Source organism: Salipaludibacillus keqinensis (assembly GCF_003226325.1).
Classification (GTDB): domain Bacteria; phylum Bacillota; class Bacilli; order Bacillales; family Salisediminibacteriaceae; genus Salipaludibacillus; species Salipaludibacillus keqinensis.
On the sequence record NZ_PDOD01000002.1, the window covers coordinates 202,834 to 218,518 of the forward strand.

Genomic DNA, 15,685 nt, shown 5'->3' on the forward strand with positions numbered 1-15,685 from the left:
CCTTACTATCTCTAAGCTCTCGGGTGAGATGATCGATACACATCTCTAAGACGATCTTTTGTCACGTGAGTATAAACTTGCGTCGAGGCCAAGTCACTATGACCCAGTAACTCTTGGACCGTCCGCAGATCCGCCCCTTCATTTAAAAGATGAGTGGCGAATGTATGACGCAAAGCGTGAGGACTCATCCTCGAAGATACAGCTGCATCTTTTACGACCTTGTTTAAGATCTTTCTAATACTGCGTGCTTCAAGTTTCCATCCTCGATAACTTAAGAAAATAGCTTTCGTTGAATCTTTCGCCTTTTCTAACAGTTTCGGTCTACTTTCAGAAAGATAAACATTCAAAGCATCCATAGCATAACTACCAACGGGAACATATCTTTCTTTACGACCTTTACCTTGAATGAATAATGTACCTAATTCTTTGTCATAATCGTTTATGCTCAAGCCTACGCACTCACTTACTCGGATGCCGGTACCATAAAGCACCTCAACGAGAGCAAGATTGCGCTGACCTAAAATAGAGTCAATATCAATGGATTCAAAAATGGTCCGCATTTCATCTTCATAAAAAAAGGATGGTAATTTTTTCTCTAGCTTTGGAGTCGTCACCATTTGAAATGGGTTCTTCGGCAAATAATCTTCTCGAACAAGAAACGTCCAGAAAGACCTGAGCGAAGAAATCTTCCTTGCTACAGTTTTTCTTGCATAACTTTTGTTATGTAGCTCCGTTAAGTAAAGACGAATATCCACATACGAAACAGCAGCGATTGATTTACTCAAATGCTGCTCTGTAAACTGGCAAAAGTCATCAATATCTTTTTGATAGTTCAATATTGTATGAGCAGATGCGCGTTTTTCAATTTGTAAATATTCCATGAACTGTTTGACCCAAGTCTTTGACATGTCCTTCACCTTTTTTGAAAAAATCGCTTGAAATTTTACGAAAGTTTGATATCATTCGTTGCACCAACGCTAAGAGCTACTAAATCTTATCACAGTTTAGTAGCTCTTTCAATAAACTTTACCTTTTTTTCACAAAATTCTGAATTGTGCCCATTTTAGCACATGCTACTCAAGAACGTTGGTGGACTGCACCCAGTGTTACTCAGAGAGATTTACTATAAATGATTCTATCTGCTCCTGTCCATTAAATAAGCAGATGATTAATTACTTTCCTCTTTATAATCGCATTCTGTACATTGAACATGGACACCTTTTTTCGATTTCTTTTCTACCAATAAGCTTTCACACTTCGGACACGGCCGGGAAATAGGCTTATCCCAAGAAATAAATTCACATTCTGGATATCTGTCACATCCATAAAAGATCCGCCGCTTTTTGCTTTTACGTTCAACGACATTTCCTTCCGAACATTTCGGACACTTCACTCCGATATCTTTAACAATGGCTTTTGTATTTCGACAGTTCGGAAAATTGGAACAAGCCATGAATTTTCCATATCGACCCATTTTAAAAACCATTTCATGACCGCATTTTTCACAGTCTTCACCAGCAGGTTCATCTTTTATTTCGACTTCCTTCATTTCTTCTTCAGCGGTTTTTAGACGTTTTTCAAAGCCTTTGTAGAAGCGATCAATGATGTGAACCCATTTCTTTTCTCCATCTTCAATGGAGTCAAGATCCGATTCCATTTCCGCTGTAAATTCTACATTTAAAATTTCAGGGAAGAACTCTTCGATCAATTCGAGAACGATCCCACCTAACTCCGTAGGGACAAAACGTTTATCCTCTAAAGCAACGTAACCTCTTCGTTGGACGGTATCGAGTGTAGGCGCATACGTTGAGGGGCGACCAATTCCTAACTCTTCCATTGTTCTAACAAGCCTCGCTTCAGTATATCTAGGAGGTGGTTGAGTGAAGTGTTGATTAGGATCTATCTTTTCAGAAATAACTTGTTCGCCTTCCTTCAAGTCAGGAAGGAGCCGGTCTTTCTCTTCTTTCCCGTCATCGTTTCCTTCAATGTAAACTTTCATAAAACCAGGGAATTTTAATTTAGAACCTGTTGCTCGAAACATCACTCCGTTATTCGTTAAATCAACTGCCATCGTATCCATGACCGCTGGAGCCATTTGACTCGCTACCATACGTTCCCATATCAATTTATATAATCGGTACTGGTCACGACTTAAATGCGGTTTCATAGACTTAGGATCCATCATCACGGACGTAGGGCGGACAGCTTCGTGAGCATCTTGCGTTTTAGCCCCTTGTTTAGATTTCGCTTCAGTCGTATGATGATATTCTTTACCGTAGTGAGTTTCAATATATTCTTTTGCTTCGTTCTTAGCGGTGTCAGAAAGTCTCGTTGAGTCTGTTCTCATATAAGTAATCAAACCAACAGTTCCAGACTTTCCTAGATCGATCCCTTCGTAAAGTTGTTGCGCGAGCATCATCGTCTTCTTAGCACGGAAATTAAGTTTTCGCGCTGCTTCTTGTTGAAGAGAAGAAGTAATAAAGGGAACAACTGGGTTTCTTTTTCTTTCTTTTTTCTTCACTTGATCAATATGAAATTGATCTCCTTCTATTCTCCCTAAAACACGTTCTACATCTTCTTGTGACTTTAATTCCGTTTTCTTTCCATCTACTGTCATGAATTTCGCTTCAAACTTTTGTGAATCTTTTGCCATCGAAGCTTCGATAGACCAGTATTCCTCAGGCTTAAATGCCTTAATTTCATTTTCTCTATCAATAATCATTTTAACAGCAACGGATTGTACTCGACCAGCACTGAGACCTTTTTTAACCTTTTTCCATAATAATGGACTAATGTTGTAACCTACTAGTCGATCAAGGACTCTTCTAGCTTGCTGAGCATCAACTAAATTCGTATTAATCGTACGGGGATGTTTAAATGAATCTTTAATAGCTTGTTTCGTAATTTCATTGAACACCACTCTGCACTCGGAATCTTTATCAATATTTAGACTATCTGCTAAATGCCAAGCAATCGCTTCCCCTTCGCGATCGGGGTCGGCTGCGAGATAGACGCGTTTCGCTTTTTTGGCAGCTTGCTTTAATTCTTTTAATATCGGGCCTTTCCCGCGAATCGTAATATATTTAGGTGAATAATCTTGCTCCACATCTACACCCATTTGACTTTTGGGTAAGTCAATCACGTGACCCATGGACGCTTTCACTGCATATTTCTTACCTAAATATTTTCCAATTGTTTTTGCTTTTGCGGGAGATTCCACGATTACTAAGTAATCGGACATACACTGTTTCCTCCCCTTCAGAGGTAAATTAAATCTTCCCTATTATTGAACACTCTTTTACCATTTGTCAAACATCCTTTTCATAAATAAAACCTTTTAAAGGAAAAACAACTTGAAAAGAGACCAATTCCAATTGTCTCTAATCGCTATGTGAAGCGGATTTATTTTAAAAAAGAAATTTTTTCATTTATTTGAAATTAAAAGACTTAGACTTTCTAAAGGATAACATAAGAAAGGGAAGAACACATAGTACTATAGTTATTCATACTCCACTATAATGTCGTCTGATTTGAGAATCATTTTTGCTCCTTGCTGAATTAACCGATTGGTTCCTGCTGATTCCAGCTGCGATATTCTCCCAGGAAGAGCGAAGACTTCTCTGTTTTGTTCTAGTGCACAATCAGCAGTGATCAGTGATCCACTTTTCTCTTTTGCTTCTATAATAAACGTTGCATGGGACAGTCCACTGATAATTCGATTTCTCTCGGGAAATTGCCATCTTTGGGGACGAACATAAGGAGGATATTCAGTCATGACGAGTTGTTGCGTTTCAAGAGTTTCCTTTAAATTTCTTAATCTTTCTGGATATACCTGGTTCAACCCGAAACCCAGTACAGCAATGGTTTTTCCTCTCTTTTCTAGAGCCAGTTCATGGGCTAATGCGTCAATCCCAAGAGCCATTCCACTGACGACGGTATAGGACTTCTTTAAAATAGGTGAAAGGATCGATGACATTTCTTTTTTAGCGTTCTCTGAAGGGTGCCTTGTACCAACGACACTAAGGCGCTGAGGTTGATTTAAGATGTTTAGGTCTCCTCTGAAGTAGAGAAGCCACGGAGGGTCGTAAATTTCTTTTAACAGAGTAGGATAATGGGGATCAAAGACATGGAGATAATCGATTTTCTGTTCATTAAATTCATGCTTTAAATAGTCTACGTGAATGTCCTTCATTTGTCGAAAAATGTTCAACGCACGGTTTGTGTTTTTCGGAAAGAGGTCTTTAATTTGGTTAGGAGTTAATAAATAGATTGTTTCTAAACTCTGATCATAGTCGAAACATTTCTTTACAAAGGAATAGTTACCGTAAGATGAGTAATGAAGGTGAAGCAAACGATCTGTAAACGTTCGAGGAATAAACACGAGGCACGTTCCCTTCTTTCTATTAAATTATTATTCAGGGCCTGTCAATAAAGACAGACCCTGATTGGTATTATACTTTATGTGTTACACATTTATCGTAAAGATCAGTCTCTTTCAATACGGAAATTAACGTTTCTCCCATAACAGCTGGAGTTTCTGCAACTTTGACACCTGCAGCATTTAACGTCTTAATCTTCTCATCCGCTGTTCCTTTACCACCAGAAATAATCGCACCAGCATGGCCCATACGTTTTCCTGGAGGGGCTGTTTGACCACCAATGAATCCTACAACTGGTTTCGTCATATTTTCTTTAATCCACTCAGCAGCTTCTTCCTCTGCTGTTCCGCCAATTTCACCAATCATGATAACCGCATAGGTTTCTGGATCCTCATTAAATTGCTTAAGGACATCGATGAAATCTGTGCCGTTTACAGGATCTCCACCAATTCCAACCGCTGTGGATTGGCCGATTCCATTTGTAGACAGCTGATGAACAGCTTCGTAAGTTAGCGTACCAGATCGTGATACAACACCGACGTGACCTTTCTTATGAATGTAGCCTGGCATGATACCAATTTTACATTCTTCAGGAGTAATAACCCCTGGACAGTTTGGTCCAATCAGTCTTGTTTTCTTTCCTTCCATATAACGTTTCACTTTAATCATGTCAACAACAGGAATGCCCTCAGTAATCGTAATAACCAAGTCTAATCCTGCATCTGTTGCCTCCATAATAGCATCCGCTGCGAACGGAGGTGGAACGTAAACAACTGAAGCATTGGCTCCTGTTTTTGCTACGGCGTCCGTTACTGTATTAAATACAGGGATGCCTTCTACTTCGGTACCACCCTTACCTGGCGTGACACCTCCAACAATATTCGTACCATATTCAACTGCTTGTTTCGTATGGAATAAACCAGTTGCCCCGGTAATTCCCTGAACAATCACTTTTGTATCTTTATTGATCAAGATGCTCATTCATATCCCGCCTTTCTTACGCTTTAACTAGCGATACTATTTTTTCTGCACCGTCAGCCATGGAATCTGCTGCAGTAATATCTAAACCTGATTCTTCAAGGATTTGCTTGCCTAGATCTACGTTAGTTCCTTCAAGACGAACAACTAATGGAATCGTTAAGCCAACTTCTTTCGTAGCAGCTACGACACCCTCAGCAATGATGTCACATTTCATAATTCCACCAAAAATATTCACGTAGATTCCTTTAACATTTTTGTCAGAAAGAATAATTTTAAATGCTGCTGTTACTTTTTCTTTCGTAGCACCGCCGCCAACGTCAAGGAAGTTAGCCGGGTCACCTGAATAGTGTTTAATAATATCCATTGTAGACATGGCAAGACCAGCACCATTAACCATACAACCAATATTACCTTCTAAAGAAATGTAGCTTAGATCGTATTTAGATGCTTCAATCTCTTTTTCATCTTCTTCATCTAAATCGCGGAATTCAACAATATCTTTTTGACGGAACAACGCGTTAGGATCAAAGTTAAACTTGGCATCCAGTGCCATCACTTTTCCGTCTCCCGTTGTTACCAATGGGTTAATTTCAGCAATTGAACAATCTTTTGCTTCAAAAACTTTGTAAAGTCCCATCATAAATTTCACAGCTTCTTTCAACATTTCTTTTGGAATGTTGATATTAAAAGCCAATCTTCGTGCTTGGTAAGGCATTAATCCCGTAACTGGATCAATCACTTCCTTGAAGATTTTTTCAGGCGTTTTCTCAGCCACTTCTTCAATTTCAGTTCCGCCTTCTTCAGAGGCCATCATCACGATACGAGAAGTTGCTCGGTCAACCACTAGACCAACATAATATTCGTTTTGAATATCACAGCCTTGTTCAATTAACAAACGATTGACTACTTTCCCTTCTGGACCTGTTTGATGCGTGACGAGAGTCTTTCCTAAAATCTCGCTTGCATATGTACGAACCTCATCAAGATTCTTCGCAATTTTCACTCCACCTGCGTTCCCGCGACCACCTGCGTGGATTTGGGCCTTGACAACGGTTACATCTGTTCCTAAAGATTTAGCTGCATCTACAGCTTCAGTAGCTGAATAAGCAACTTTACCATCAGGGACAGCAACGCCATACTTTCTTAGTAACTCTTTACCTTGATACTCATGGATATTCATAGCCATCCTCCTTACTGAGTCAAAATGATATGTTTTTTTACAGTACTATGTACTGCATGGTTCTCGTTCCCTTTATTATCACAAAATAATCTAATAAAAGGAAAGTTGAAAAGCAGAGGTTCACCCTGTTATCTTTTCACACAATATTTATCTTACTATACATTCCGACAATTTTGTGAATAATACACTCAAAAACCTCAATTTTTTTTTGGAAATGAATCTTTTGGTGAAAAATAAAAGCACAAGTGCTTCATCACTTGTGCTTTTACCTTGTATTATCTTGAATATAATTAATGGTTACTTCATTAAATAATTCTGGTTGGTCAATATTGCAGACATGACCTGAATCTTTAATACATTGAAACGATAGGTCTTTGTTCTCTTCCACTAATTTCTTAACCGAAGGAAGAAATAAATAATCTTCATCACCCATGACAAAGAGTGTCGGAATTTGATTGAAGTTATTTTGCAACCTGTTTAAAAGTGGATTTAACGCTTTTGTCAGTGTAAACCAGCGAATAAACTCCTTTTGGCACATTTTCTTCGCTTGATTGACAAAGGCAATTCGTGATTCGAGGTGGTTACTCTTCGGCATAATAATCCAAGCTAGAAAACGATATAGCCACATATAAGGAATAAAATATTTACTAATGCTTCCTAAAGAGATGAGGAATTTCGTTCGAATATTTAATTTGATGATCGCTCCACCTAAAATCATTGAGTCGATCCGGTTTGGATATTTTTGAGCAATCGTCTGAATGATAATGGTCCCTAATGAAATCCCTATAAAATGGGATGATCGAAGTTTCAAATGGTCAAGGACGTGAATAACTTCCGTTGCTACTTCCTCGAAAGTATCCCCTTTTTTCCAAGTAATTTCACTTGATCTACCGTGACCTCTAAGATCTATTAACAAGACATTGAAATGTTTTTTGTATTCTTTTAATTGTTTGAACCATGTATTTGAATTTCCTCCTGCCCCATGAATGAACGTCACCCATGGTTGAGAAGAATCGATAATAAATTCACGGTAATGCAACATGATGTCACACCCTTTCTCGACCTTGTGATACATTTCGCTCTATTATGCCTTTAACTAACATTTAAAGATTATATCAGACTATGAAACAAATGAGTACTTATTTGCATCAAAGGTAGTTATTTCTATATTAGGTTAGATAAGTACCCTGATTTTAAAGAAAATAGGAGGTTTCAACGATAAAAACTAGACTTGAGAAAACATCATTCAAGTCTAGTCCTTGTTAAGTTCTTTCCTAAGAATATTTGCTTCTTTTAAAAAAGAGCTTAGTGTAAAAAATCTGGAAAGCATTGGTTTAACATGGATCGTTGTCTTTTTTGTTGGCTTCCTGCTTTTTTTTAAATATTTTATTGGTTACATGGTGGATGCTTGATTTTTCCGCTAACTGTTGTTGGGATTGAAATATCCCGAATTCGTGAGCAATCTCTTCTCTGTACTGCTGTAAGTACTTGTCTACTTCAGGAACTTCTAGTGGTGATTTTTTTCTCATAGGGCAACCTCCTTACATTTAACTCTGCTCTAGTCAATGCTATCCATATTGAAACAAGTTAGAGATGTAGCTATTGTTTATAAAACAAAGCAACGTTCTAAGCTGTGAAGAGAACAAAGCGTTACTGTTAAGGTCTCCTATTTTCATCATTTTAATAAACGATTATTTTTTAGTTAATTGGTCTCGATCGACTTTGTAAATGAAAGCAAATACTTCTGCTACTACTTCATATAAATTTTCCGGAATTCGGTCATTCGTTTCTAGCTGAGAGAGAATTTCTACAAGGGAGGAATCTTCCTGAATAGGGATGTCATTTTCTGCAGCGCGCCGAAGAATTTCATCCGCTACAAATCCTCTTCCTTTCGCTTTTATTGTAGGCGCCGATTCTTTTTTAATATCATACCCTAAAGCGACAGCACGTTTTTGGCTGTTTCTTTTAAAGTGTTCAGACGAGTTATGCTGACTCATATTCTCACATCCACCCCTCTGTAACCATAATCATCTTTTTGATAGCCTCTACCTAGATCAAACTTAGGTGAAGAAGATTCGGTTTGAGCTGATGGCTGTTTCCATTTAATTGCAGACAAGCGATAGTCTAGCTTTTGAAGATTCTCTGTTAATATAGGCATCCACATTTCTTGAACACCCGCAGGTCTTTCATTCTCATTATATATGGTTAATGTCATAACACGGTTTTGTATTTGAACGTCAACAACAGTATCTTCCAACGCTTCTAACGTAAGGTAAAACAAGATCCGACAGTGTTCCTCGTCGATGGAGCCATCCTTTGTTTGCCTACCTTCCCATTGGATAGTCATATCTTGATATTTATCTGTCACTTTTATCGGCACTTGAAAAAGCGTATGTTGAACAGGCCCATGTTGTTCTGAAGATACTAATTGAAACCCTGTAATTCGTTGCAATAGGAATTCCGCCTGCTCTCTAACTCCTTGTGTTAACCCTTGAGGATGCTGAAGAAGCAAGAGAAGGGCTGATTTTAATGATGCTGCTCGCTGAGCTGAATCTTGAGCTCCTGATCCTGAACGGATATCTGATTCGTATTGCATGCCTAATTGTTGCATAAACATTCGTAAAGGAGAGTCTTCTTTACTGCCCCCTAATAAAAAGGAAGAGTCAGATCTAGCTTCATTCACTAGCGTCCAAAGAGCCCGCGACGAATCCGTAGGCTGAGTTGATAACCATTGATCTAATTGCGTCGTCACCTGATTAGGTGAAGCTTGAGAATTGATTAGTTGAGTAAGCTGTTGAGCTACTAACGGCTGATCCCATTTTACGTTGTTTATTAACATTGAAAATAAACCTCTAGGATTCATTTCTTGCAAATGACTACCTGAACTGTTCTGAAAAAGCTGTGGCCAGATTTGACGAATCATTTCTTGATTTTCCGGGCGTAAAATGGATGTCTTAAATTGTTCAAAAACCTGTTGATCATTTGTATTTTGAGGAATAATCCCAATTTGCCTTGCTGTTTGAAGAGCTTGTTCTTGCATCTGTGGCTGAGTTGAGTTCATCTGCTGCAAAAGAGTTTGCAAGGCCGTCCCTTGCCTCAACGGATCCGATTGATTTAACATTTGCGACAGTAATTGCTGCACGGGTTGCGTTTGCTGATTAGCTCCCCGTAACTGGATGAGAAGCTTGGACATCGTCTCAGACATACTTTCATTGGACTGGAGAGAAGCAAGAGACTGAAACGTTGCCTGTGTAAGAGGCATGTTTCTCTGAATCATGCTCGTAATTAAATCTAATGATGATTGTGATGGCAGAGTCGACTGCTGAAGTAGTCTTGCTCCGTCTGTGAGATTCGCTTTTGTAAAAGGTAAGCCTGATTGATTAAGTTGTGATAAAAGCCTTTCATGGGCTCCTAAAGAGGAAATTCCCATCTGTTGAAGGATAGTTTGAGCATTGGTCACTCCTTGGTTGCCTGACACTTGTGCAGGAGGGACATTTTCCATCACCTTTATTTTAGGGATCCCCTCCCCTGCCATCACTCGAAACCAATATTGTTGACCTTTTTCTAATTGAGCTTCTAACCTGGCTGTTAATGTCATATTTCCCATTTTAAGCTGAGCTAATTGCCCCGGATAAAGTTGAGTAATCGTTCCTTGAAAAACTTGACCTGGGCTTAGTTTAATGGTTTTAGCATGAACAGGATCGAGACCTCGAATCATACTTTGTAGCATTTTTGTTTCAAACATTGTCCCTTCCCCCTTTCACACAGCATGATGGCATTTCCTTTACAAATAAGCTTTTACAGGTGCAAAGGACTTTCGATGATCTTCAAGAATACCAAACTCTTTCATCGCCTCTAAATGCACTTTTGTGCCGTATCCCATATGTTTGTCAAAATGATACTCCGGATACTTACTATGTAATTTTTCCATATAACGATCACGAGTTACCTTGGCAATCACGGAGCTGGCAGCGATGGAGATCGATTTAGCATCCCCTTTTATTAAACTGAGTTGTGATACATCTACAGGAAGCTCCATCGCATCAACTAATAAATGATCTGGTGAAATCCCATGCAAATCGTCTATAGCTCTCATCATGGCTTTCTTTGATGCTTGGTATATATTTAGGTGATCTATCTCTTTTGCCGTCGCTTCTCCAATTCCGACAGCTAACGCTCTATACATAATTTCGTCATAAAAAAGGTCCCGCTGGCCTTTTGAAAGTTTTTTCGAGTCCGTCAAACCTAGTAACTTGAAGTCTTCTGGAAGAACCACACACGCTGCAACGACCGGACCTGCAAGCGGTCCTCTTCCTACTTCATCGATCCCTGCAATCTTTTGATACCCAAAACTGCGTGCTTCTTGTTCGTAGACTGACATGTCATTAAATTGTTTTTCCAACAGCTGTTGTTTTTGCTGACTTTTATGCCATCGTTCAATGATTTGATGAACACCTTTTCTTTCGTCTTCAAGAATTTCTTGGAAAAGAGGATCTTCTTCCTTGGATATAGATGCCATTAGTTCATTAATCTCTTTTATTGTTCTTTTTTTCATTCATTTTCCCCTGCCTACATGTATTATCGGAATACTTGTCGTGTATTTCAATCTAATTTATTGTTCGTTTTTATTTGTTCAGTGATCAATACTCCCTTATTCAGCTGGTTAGCATGCTTCCATACACTTTTACATGAAAGAGCTCTATTGGACCTGCTCAAAAAGAAAAGACACGCATGATTGCGTATCTTCTATCTTTAAAGTGTGTTAGGGCCGCTCTAAACTAATAGTCCCTAACTTCCCTTGCCGGAAATCTCTAAACACAATTTCTGCCACACGATCGTAATCGACAATGCCTCCAGGTACAAGACACCCCCGTCGTTTTCCAATCGCATCAAAAAGCTCTCCTACTTCTTCAGGCAGTTCAGTTAAATTGTAACGATTCTTCAGCTTTTCAGGATAGTTTTTTTTCAGATAGTCCAATAAAAAGACAACCGTTTCTTGAAAGTCGAAAATCTCCTCTTTGATCGCACCGGTTAATGCTAAACGAAAACCGACATCTTGATCTTCAAATTTAGGCCATAAAATTCCCGGAGTGTCCAACAATTCTATTTCTTTACCGACTTTGATCCACTGCTGGCTCTTCGTTACGCCTGGTCGGTCACCGATTTTTGTTATTTTTTTATTAGCTATTCTATTAATAACAGTCGACTTCCCTACGTTAGGAATCCCTAAAATGAGTGCTCGCAAAGCCCTAGGGTTCATTCCTTTTGCAGCAAATTTATCTAAAAGAGGTTTACACAATTCTTTCACTTTAAGAGGAATCTCCTTCATGCCTTTGCCTCTTTGTGCATCAATGACAAGACTAGCCCAGCCTTTATCTTCAAAATATGTCACCCATTTATCTGTCACTGCCTGATCAGCTAAATCAGATTTATTTAATAGAACAAGTCTAGGTTTATGTGACGTAATCTCGTCTACCATAGGATTTCTTGATGATAACGGAATCCTTGCATCGACCACTTCTATTACTACGTCAATGAGTTTAAGCTTCTCCAGTACTTGTCTTTTTGCTTTTGCCATATGACCTGGATACCACTGAATTGTCATACGAATTTCCTCCTAATCTACAAGCCGTACATCTTGAACAGGCCAGAATACAAAGTTTGCTTTTCCAACCACTTCATCATAAGGAATAACCCCTATATGACGACTATCTTTACTATGTTGACGATTATCTCCTAATACAAATACGTGTCCTTCAGGGATCGTATCGTAGCCTGTAACGTCAGATAGATGAAAATCACCAGTGAACGGTCGGTTTGCTGCTTCAGCTTTGAAATCATCTAAATATGGTTCCTCATACTCTTCATCATTGATATATAACACGTCGTCCTCATAGTGAACCGTATCCCCTGGAAGACCAATCACCCGCTTGATGTAGTCTTTATTTTGAGGAGCATGGAAGACAATAATATCGAAACGGTCTGGTTCGGAAATATTGTAGCCTATTTTATTCACTATCATACGGTCATTGTGACCTAGTGTCGGCATCATAGATTGTCCATCCACTACAATTGGTGCAAAGAAAAAGTAACGTATAACAACCGCCAAGATCAAAGCGACTGCCACGGCTTTTACCCATTCCCAAGATTCTGATTTTGCCATTCAACATCCATCCTTTAGCCAATATGTAAATAGTCCGTCTCTTAAGTCATCTTGCATGATGAACCGATTCTCATTTTACCACAATTTCTTCATTAAATGTCCAGACGTTGACGATATACATCCAATCATTTGTGAGACACCACCAAAAAGTGATTGTGTGAGTCTCTCCGGGCGCGTGGGTTTTTGCGAAAAAATTGTTGAATAATGTTATATGAACGAATCCTTCTGCTATATGGCGTAACTTCGGATCTATATGAATTAACTGACGTTCTATACGAACTAACTTAGAATCTATACGAAGGAACTTCACTTCTATATGAACTAACTAATGTTCTATATGACGTAACTTTACTTTTATAAGGGAACATCCACTCTAAAAGATGCGAATAATCCTCCTAAGTGACATTTCCCTTAGTCAGCTTCACAGTTTTTTTACTAAATACAATAAAAAGGACGCTTCTCATAACAGAGAAGCGTCCTTTTAAAACGCTGATTGTCGCTATGCAACTAGCTTGCAGGGAAAATTACTTCCAAGCGCGCTCTTTAATACGGGCTGCTTTACCGCGAAGTGCACGCAAGTAGTAAAGCTTCGCACGACGTACTCTACCGCGACGAGATACTTCGATCTTGTCAACACGTGGTGAGTGTACAGGGAATGTACGTTCAACACCAACGCCGTAAGATATCTTACGAACAGTGAATGTTTCGCTGATTCCAGTTCCGCGGCGCTTAATGACAACACCTTCGAACACCTGGATACGTTCACGAGTACCCTCAACGACCTTAGCGTGTACGCGAAGAGTGTCTCCTGGACGAAAATCAGGAAGATCAGTTTTCAATTGCTCTTTAGTAATATCACGAATGATTTGTTCCATTGTCTGTTCGCCTCCTTCCCTACAGATCTTCATGTCTCAAAATGGACAGCGGAACATCTTGATCTGGCCAAAGCCACAAAAGCTATAATATCATATTACAGTAAATATCTCAACCATTTTTTTCTTCGGATTGAATCTGCCGAAGGATTTTCTCGTCTTCTGACGAAAGTTCTTTCTCGTCTAGCATATCTGGACGTCGTTCGTAGGTTCGTTTTAGCGCTTGGTGATGCCTCCACTCATTGATTCGTTTATGATGACCTGATAACAAGATGTCAGGTACTTTAAGCCCTCGAAACTCTGCAGGCCTAGTATAATGAGGATATTCTAATAGACCTGTACTATGAGAATCGGTTATAGCTGATTGTTCGTTCCCTAAAGAACCTGGCAGGAGCCTAGTCACGCTATCTGCTATGGCCATGGCCCCAATTTCACCGCCGGTCAAAACGTAATCTCCAAGAGAGATCTCATCGGTGATCAAGTGTTCGCGAATTCTCTCATCATACCCTTCATAGTGACCACAAATCAAAATTAGATGGTCCTCTTTAGCAAACTCTTCAGCTTTCTGCTGGGAGTAAGGTTCACCTTGCGGACATAGGAGCACCACTCTAGGTTTTCTCTCTTCTTTCTCTTGAGAGGATTGGACGGCCTCAACTGCATCGAATATAGGCTGAGGAGTTAAGACCATCCCACCGCCTCCACCGTATGGATAATCATCCACTCGCTTGTGACGGGCCTCGGAAAATTCTCTGAAATTAATCACATCATATTTCACTACTTGTTTCTCTTGCGCTTGCTTTAAAATAGAGTGCGAAAAGATCCCGTGGAACATCTCAGGAAACAAGGTTAAGATGGAGATCCTCATTAGTCGAACAACCCTTCCATAGGGGTAATAATAATCTTCTCTTCCTTTACGTTGACATGTTTGACGACAGAATCAATATAAGGAATTAATAAATCTTTTCCTGTATCTGCTGACTGGACCACCCACACATCGTTCGCTCCAGGAGATAGGATTTCCTTCACTTTTCCAAGATAATCACCATCTTCGGTATATACATGCAAACCGATAATGTCACGATAGTAAAACTCGTCCTCGGACAAATGATCATTCACTTTAGCCTTGTCTACCTTTAGCAAAGATCCTTTGAACTTTTCTACATCATTAACATTTCCAAAGTTTTCAAACGTGAGTAAGTCAAACTGTTTGTGCTGACGCCACGACTTCACTTTCACTGGCGTTTGGCGAGTCTTACTTTCAAAGATCATTAACTCGCTTCCTGTAGCATAACGAGTTTCTGGAAAATCCGTTCGGGAGATGACACGGACTTCTCCGTTAATGCCGTGAGTGTTCACGATCTTACCTACGTTTAACCACTCAGTCATCTTCCATGCCTCCGCCTTGCCTTAATTCATGAACGAGTCCGTCTTTAATAACGATCTCAGTCCCTTTCATGATCTCTTCCCAATTATCTCCTTCAGCCACTTGTTCAACCATTTGAATCGTGCCTTCTCGAAGTTCTGCACCTAGATCTAACTCATCAAGTTGACCTAATTTAAGTTCTAATTGGCGCAGACGTTCTTTTCGCTTAGCTACTTCTTTGTTAAAGCTCTCTTTTAAGGACGTTTGATAACTGGTACTTTTGTTTTCTTTCATCTTTTTATGTAGAACAAATTCCAGTTGTTTCAGTTCCTTAGTGATCTGATACTGCCTTGAAAGAAATTGTTCTTTCAACTTCGTGCGACTCTTTTCAGTTAAGATTTGTTTCACGACAACTTTTTTAATAATTTCCATAGGAGCACCTCCAAAAATGTACTAGTTCTATTTTAACATACATTTATTTTCACATACGGAAAAAGGGAGAGGAACATCCTCACCCTTTTAACCGATCTCTAACTGAATGCGTTTGTTCTGATTAGCGCCGGCGGCATTGACAACTGAGCGAATAGCTTTAGCAATTCGTCCTTGCTTACCGATCACTTTCCCCATGTCGTCCGCGTGTACTTCCAGCTTCAGTGTGAGTGAACGACCGTTTTCCACTTCAGTTACCAGAACGTCATCGGGATGATCTACAAGCGCCTTTGCAATCGATTCAACTAGTTGTTTCAT

General features: G+C 39.4%; 17 protein-coding genes. All 17 read right to left on the bottom strand.

Annotation, left to right across the window (positions count from 1 at the left end):
- Positions 1-11 precede the first annotated feature (11 nt).
- Complete coding sequence (xerC, locus tag CR194_RS08145; protein ID WP_110609186.1) at positions 12-908, bottom strand: tyrosine recombinase XerC; 897 nt, start codon at positions 906-908, stop codon at positions 12-14.
- 260 nt (positions 909-1,168) lie between these two features.
- The gene (gene topA, locus CR194_RS08150) at positions 1,169-3,241 is read right to left on the bottom strand and encodes a type I DNA topoisomerase (RefSeq protein WP_110609187.1); all 2,073 of its coding nucleotides are present in this window, start codon (positions 3,239-3,241) and stop codon (positions 1,169-1,171) included.
- 258 nt (positions 3,242-3,499) lie between these two features.
- Positions 3,500-4,381 carry a DNA-processing protein DprA gene (gene dprA / locus CR194_RS08155; RefSeq protein WP_233254282.1) on the bottom strand — a complete coding sequence of 294 codons (882 nt, stop codon included), beginning with the start codon at positions 4,379-4,381 and terminating at the stop codon, positions 3,500-3,502.
- 70 nt (positions 4,382-4,451) lie between these two features.
- Positions 4,452-5,360 (bottom strand): succinate--CoA ligase subunit alpha, encoded by a 909-nt coding sequence (gene sucD, locus CR194_RS08160; protein WP_110609188.1) that lies wholly within the window; start codon positions 5,358-5,360, stop codon positions 4,452-4,454.
- Between the two features lie 16 nt (positions 5,361-5,376).
- Positions 5,377-6,540 carry an ADP-forming succinate--CoA ligase subunit beta gene (gene sucC / locus CR194_RS08165; RefSeq protein WP_110609189.1) on the bottom strand — a complete coding sequence of 388 codons (1,164 nt, stop codon included), beginning with the start codon at positions 6,538-6,540 and terminating at the stop codon, positions 5,377-5,379.
- Positions 6,541-6,805: 265 nt separating this feature from the next.
- Positions 6,806-7,582 carry an alpha/beta fold hydrolase gene (locus tag CR194_RS08170; RefSeq protein ID WP_110609190.1) on the bottom strand — a complete coding sequence of 259 codons (777 nt, stop codon included), beginning with the start codon at positions 7,580-7,582 and terminating at the stop codon, positions 6,806-6,808.
- Positions 7,583-7,874: 292 nt separating this feature from the next.
- Entirely contained in the window at positions 7,875-8,069 is a 195-nt protein-coding gene (locus tag CR194_RS08175) for a hypothetical protein (RefSeq protein ID WP_110609191.1), read from the bottom strand.
- A gap of 162 nt (positions 8,070-8,231) precedes the next feature.
- Entirely contained in the window at positions 8,232-8,537 is a 306-nt protein-coding gene (locus CR194_RS08180) for an EscU/YscU/HrcU family type III secretion system export apparatus switch protein (protein WP_110609192.1), read from the bottom strand.
- A complete protein-coding gene (locus tag CR194_RS08185; protein ID WP_110609193.1) occupies positions 8,534-10,285 on the bottom strand; it encodes a hypothetical protein in 1,752 nt (583 codons plus the stop codon). Before CR194_RS08185 ends, CR194_RS08180 begins: the two co-directional genes overlap by 4 nt.
- A gap of 39 nt (positions 10,286-10,324) precedes the next feature.
- Positions 10,325-11,095 carry a ribonuclease HII gene (locus CR194_RS08190; protein WP_110609194.1) on the bottom strand — a complete coding sequence of 257 codons (771 nt, stop codon included), beginning with the start codon at positions 11,093-11,095 and terminating at the stop codon, positions 10,325-10,327.
- A 207-nt stretch (positions 11,096-11,302) separates the two neighbouring features.
- Positions 11,303-12,145, bottom strand: a complete 843-nt coding sequence (gene ylqF, locus CR194_RS08195) for a ribosome biogenesis GTPase YlqF (protein ID WP_110609195.1) — start codon at positions 12,143-12,145, stop codon at positions 11,303-11,305.
- A 12-nt stretch (positions 12,146-12,157) separates the two neighbouring features.
- Positions 12,158-12,703, bottom strand: a complete 546-nt coding sequence (lepB, locus tag CR194_RS08200) for a signal peptidase I (protein ID WP_110609196.1) — start codon at positions 12,701-12,703, stop codon at positions 12,158-12,160.
- A gap of 524 nt (positions 12,704-13,227) precedes the next feature.
- Complete coding sequence (gene rplS / locus CR194_RS08205; protein ID WP_110609197.1) at positions 13,228-13,578, bottom strand: 50S ribosomal protein L19; 351 nt, start codon at positions 13,576-13,578, stop codon at positions 13,228-13,230.
- 109 nt (positions 13,579-13,687) lie between these two features.
- Entirely contained in the window at positions 13,688-14,440 is a 753-nt protein-coding gene (gene trmD, locus CR194_RS08210) for a tRNA (guanosine(37)-N1)-methyltransferase TrmD (protein WP_110609198.1), read from the bottom strand.
- Positions 14,440-14,961 carry a ribosome maturation factor RimM gene (rimM, locus tag CR194_RS08215; protein WP_110609199.1) on the bottom strand — a complete coding sequence of 174 codons (522 nt, stop codon included), beginning with the start codon at positions 14,959-14,961 and terminating at the stop codon, positions 14,440-14,442. Before rimM ends, trmD begins: the two co-directional genes overlap by 1 nt.
- A complete protein-coding gene (locus tag CR194_RS08220) occupies positions 14,954-15,370 on the bottom strand; it encodes a YlqD family protein (RefSeq protein ID WP_110609200.1) in 417 nt (138 codons plus the stop codon). Before CR194_RS08220 ends, rimM begins: the two co-directional genes overlap by 8 nt.
- A gap of 87 nt (positions 15,371-15,457) precedes the next feature.
- Entirely contained in the window at positions 15,458-15,685 is a 228-nt protein-coding gene (locus CR194_RS08225; RefSeq protein ID WP_110609201.1) for a KH domain-containing protein, read from the bottom strand.

Bases quoted from the DNA above. Each gene is read 5' to 3' on its own strand.
- xerC (WP_110609186.1), bottom strand. From the start codon at position 908: ATGTCAAAGACTTGGGTCAAACAGTTCATGGAATATTTACAAATTGAA.
- topA (WP_110609187.1), bottom strand. From the start codon at position 3,241: ATGTCCGATTACTTAGTAATCGTGGAATCTCCCGCAAAAGCAAAAACA.
- sucD (WP_110609188.1), bottom strand. From the start codon at position 5,360: ATGAGCATCTTGATCAATAAAGATACAAAAGTGATTGTTCAGGGAATT.
- sucC (WP_110609189.1), bottom strand. From the start codon at position 6,540: ATGAATATCCATGAGTATCAAGGTAAAGAGTTACTAAGAAAGTATGGC.
- CR194_RS08170 (WP_110609190.1), bottom strand. From the start codon at position 7,582: ATGTTGCATTACCGTGAATTTATTATCGATTCTTCTCAACCATGGGTG.
- CR194_RS08175 (WP_110609191.1), bottom strand. From the start codon at position 8,069: ATGAGAAAAAAATCACCACTAGAAGTTCCTGAAGTAGACAAGTACTTA.
- CR194_RS08180 (WP_110609192.1), bottom strand. From the start codon at position 8,537: ATGAGTCAGCATAACTCGTCTGAACACTTTAAAAGAAACAGCCAAAAA.
- CR194_RS08185 (WP_110609193.1), bottom strand. From the start codon at position 10,285: ATGTTTGAAACAAAAATGCTACAAAGTATGATTCGAGGTCTCGATCCT.
- CR194_RS08190 (WP_110609194.1), bottom strand. From the start codon at position 11,095: ATGAAAAAAAGAACAATAAAAGAGATTAATGAACTAATGGCATCTATA.
- ylqF (WP_110609195.1), bottom strand. From the start codon at position 12,145: ATGACAATTCAGTGGTATCCAGGTCATATGGCAAAAGCAAAAAGACAA.
- lepB (WP_110609196.1), bottom strand. From the start codon at position 12,703: ATGGCAAAATCAGAATCTTGGGAATGGGTAAAAGCCGTGGCAGTCGCT.
- rplS (WP_110609197.1), bottom strand. From the start codon at position 13,578: ATGGAACAAATCATTCGTGATATTACTAAAGAGCAATTGAAAACTGAT.
- trmD (WP_110609198.1), bottom strand. From the start codon at position 14,440: ATGAGGATCTCCATCTTAACCTTGTTTCCTGAGATGTTCCACGGGATC.
- rimM (WP_110609199.1), bottom strand. From the start codon at position 14,961: ATGACTGAGTGGTTAAACGTAGGTAAGATCGTGAACACTCACGGCATT.
- CR194_RS08220 (WP_110609200.1), bottom strand. From the start codon at position 15,370: ATGGAAATTATTAAAAAAGTTGTCGTGAAACAAATCTTAACTGAAAAG.
- CR194_RS08225 (WP_110609201.1), bottom strand. From the start codon at position 15,685: ATGAAACAACTAGTTGAATCGATTGCAAAGGCGCTTGTAGATCATCCC.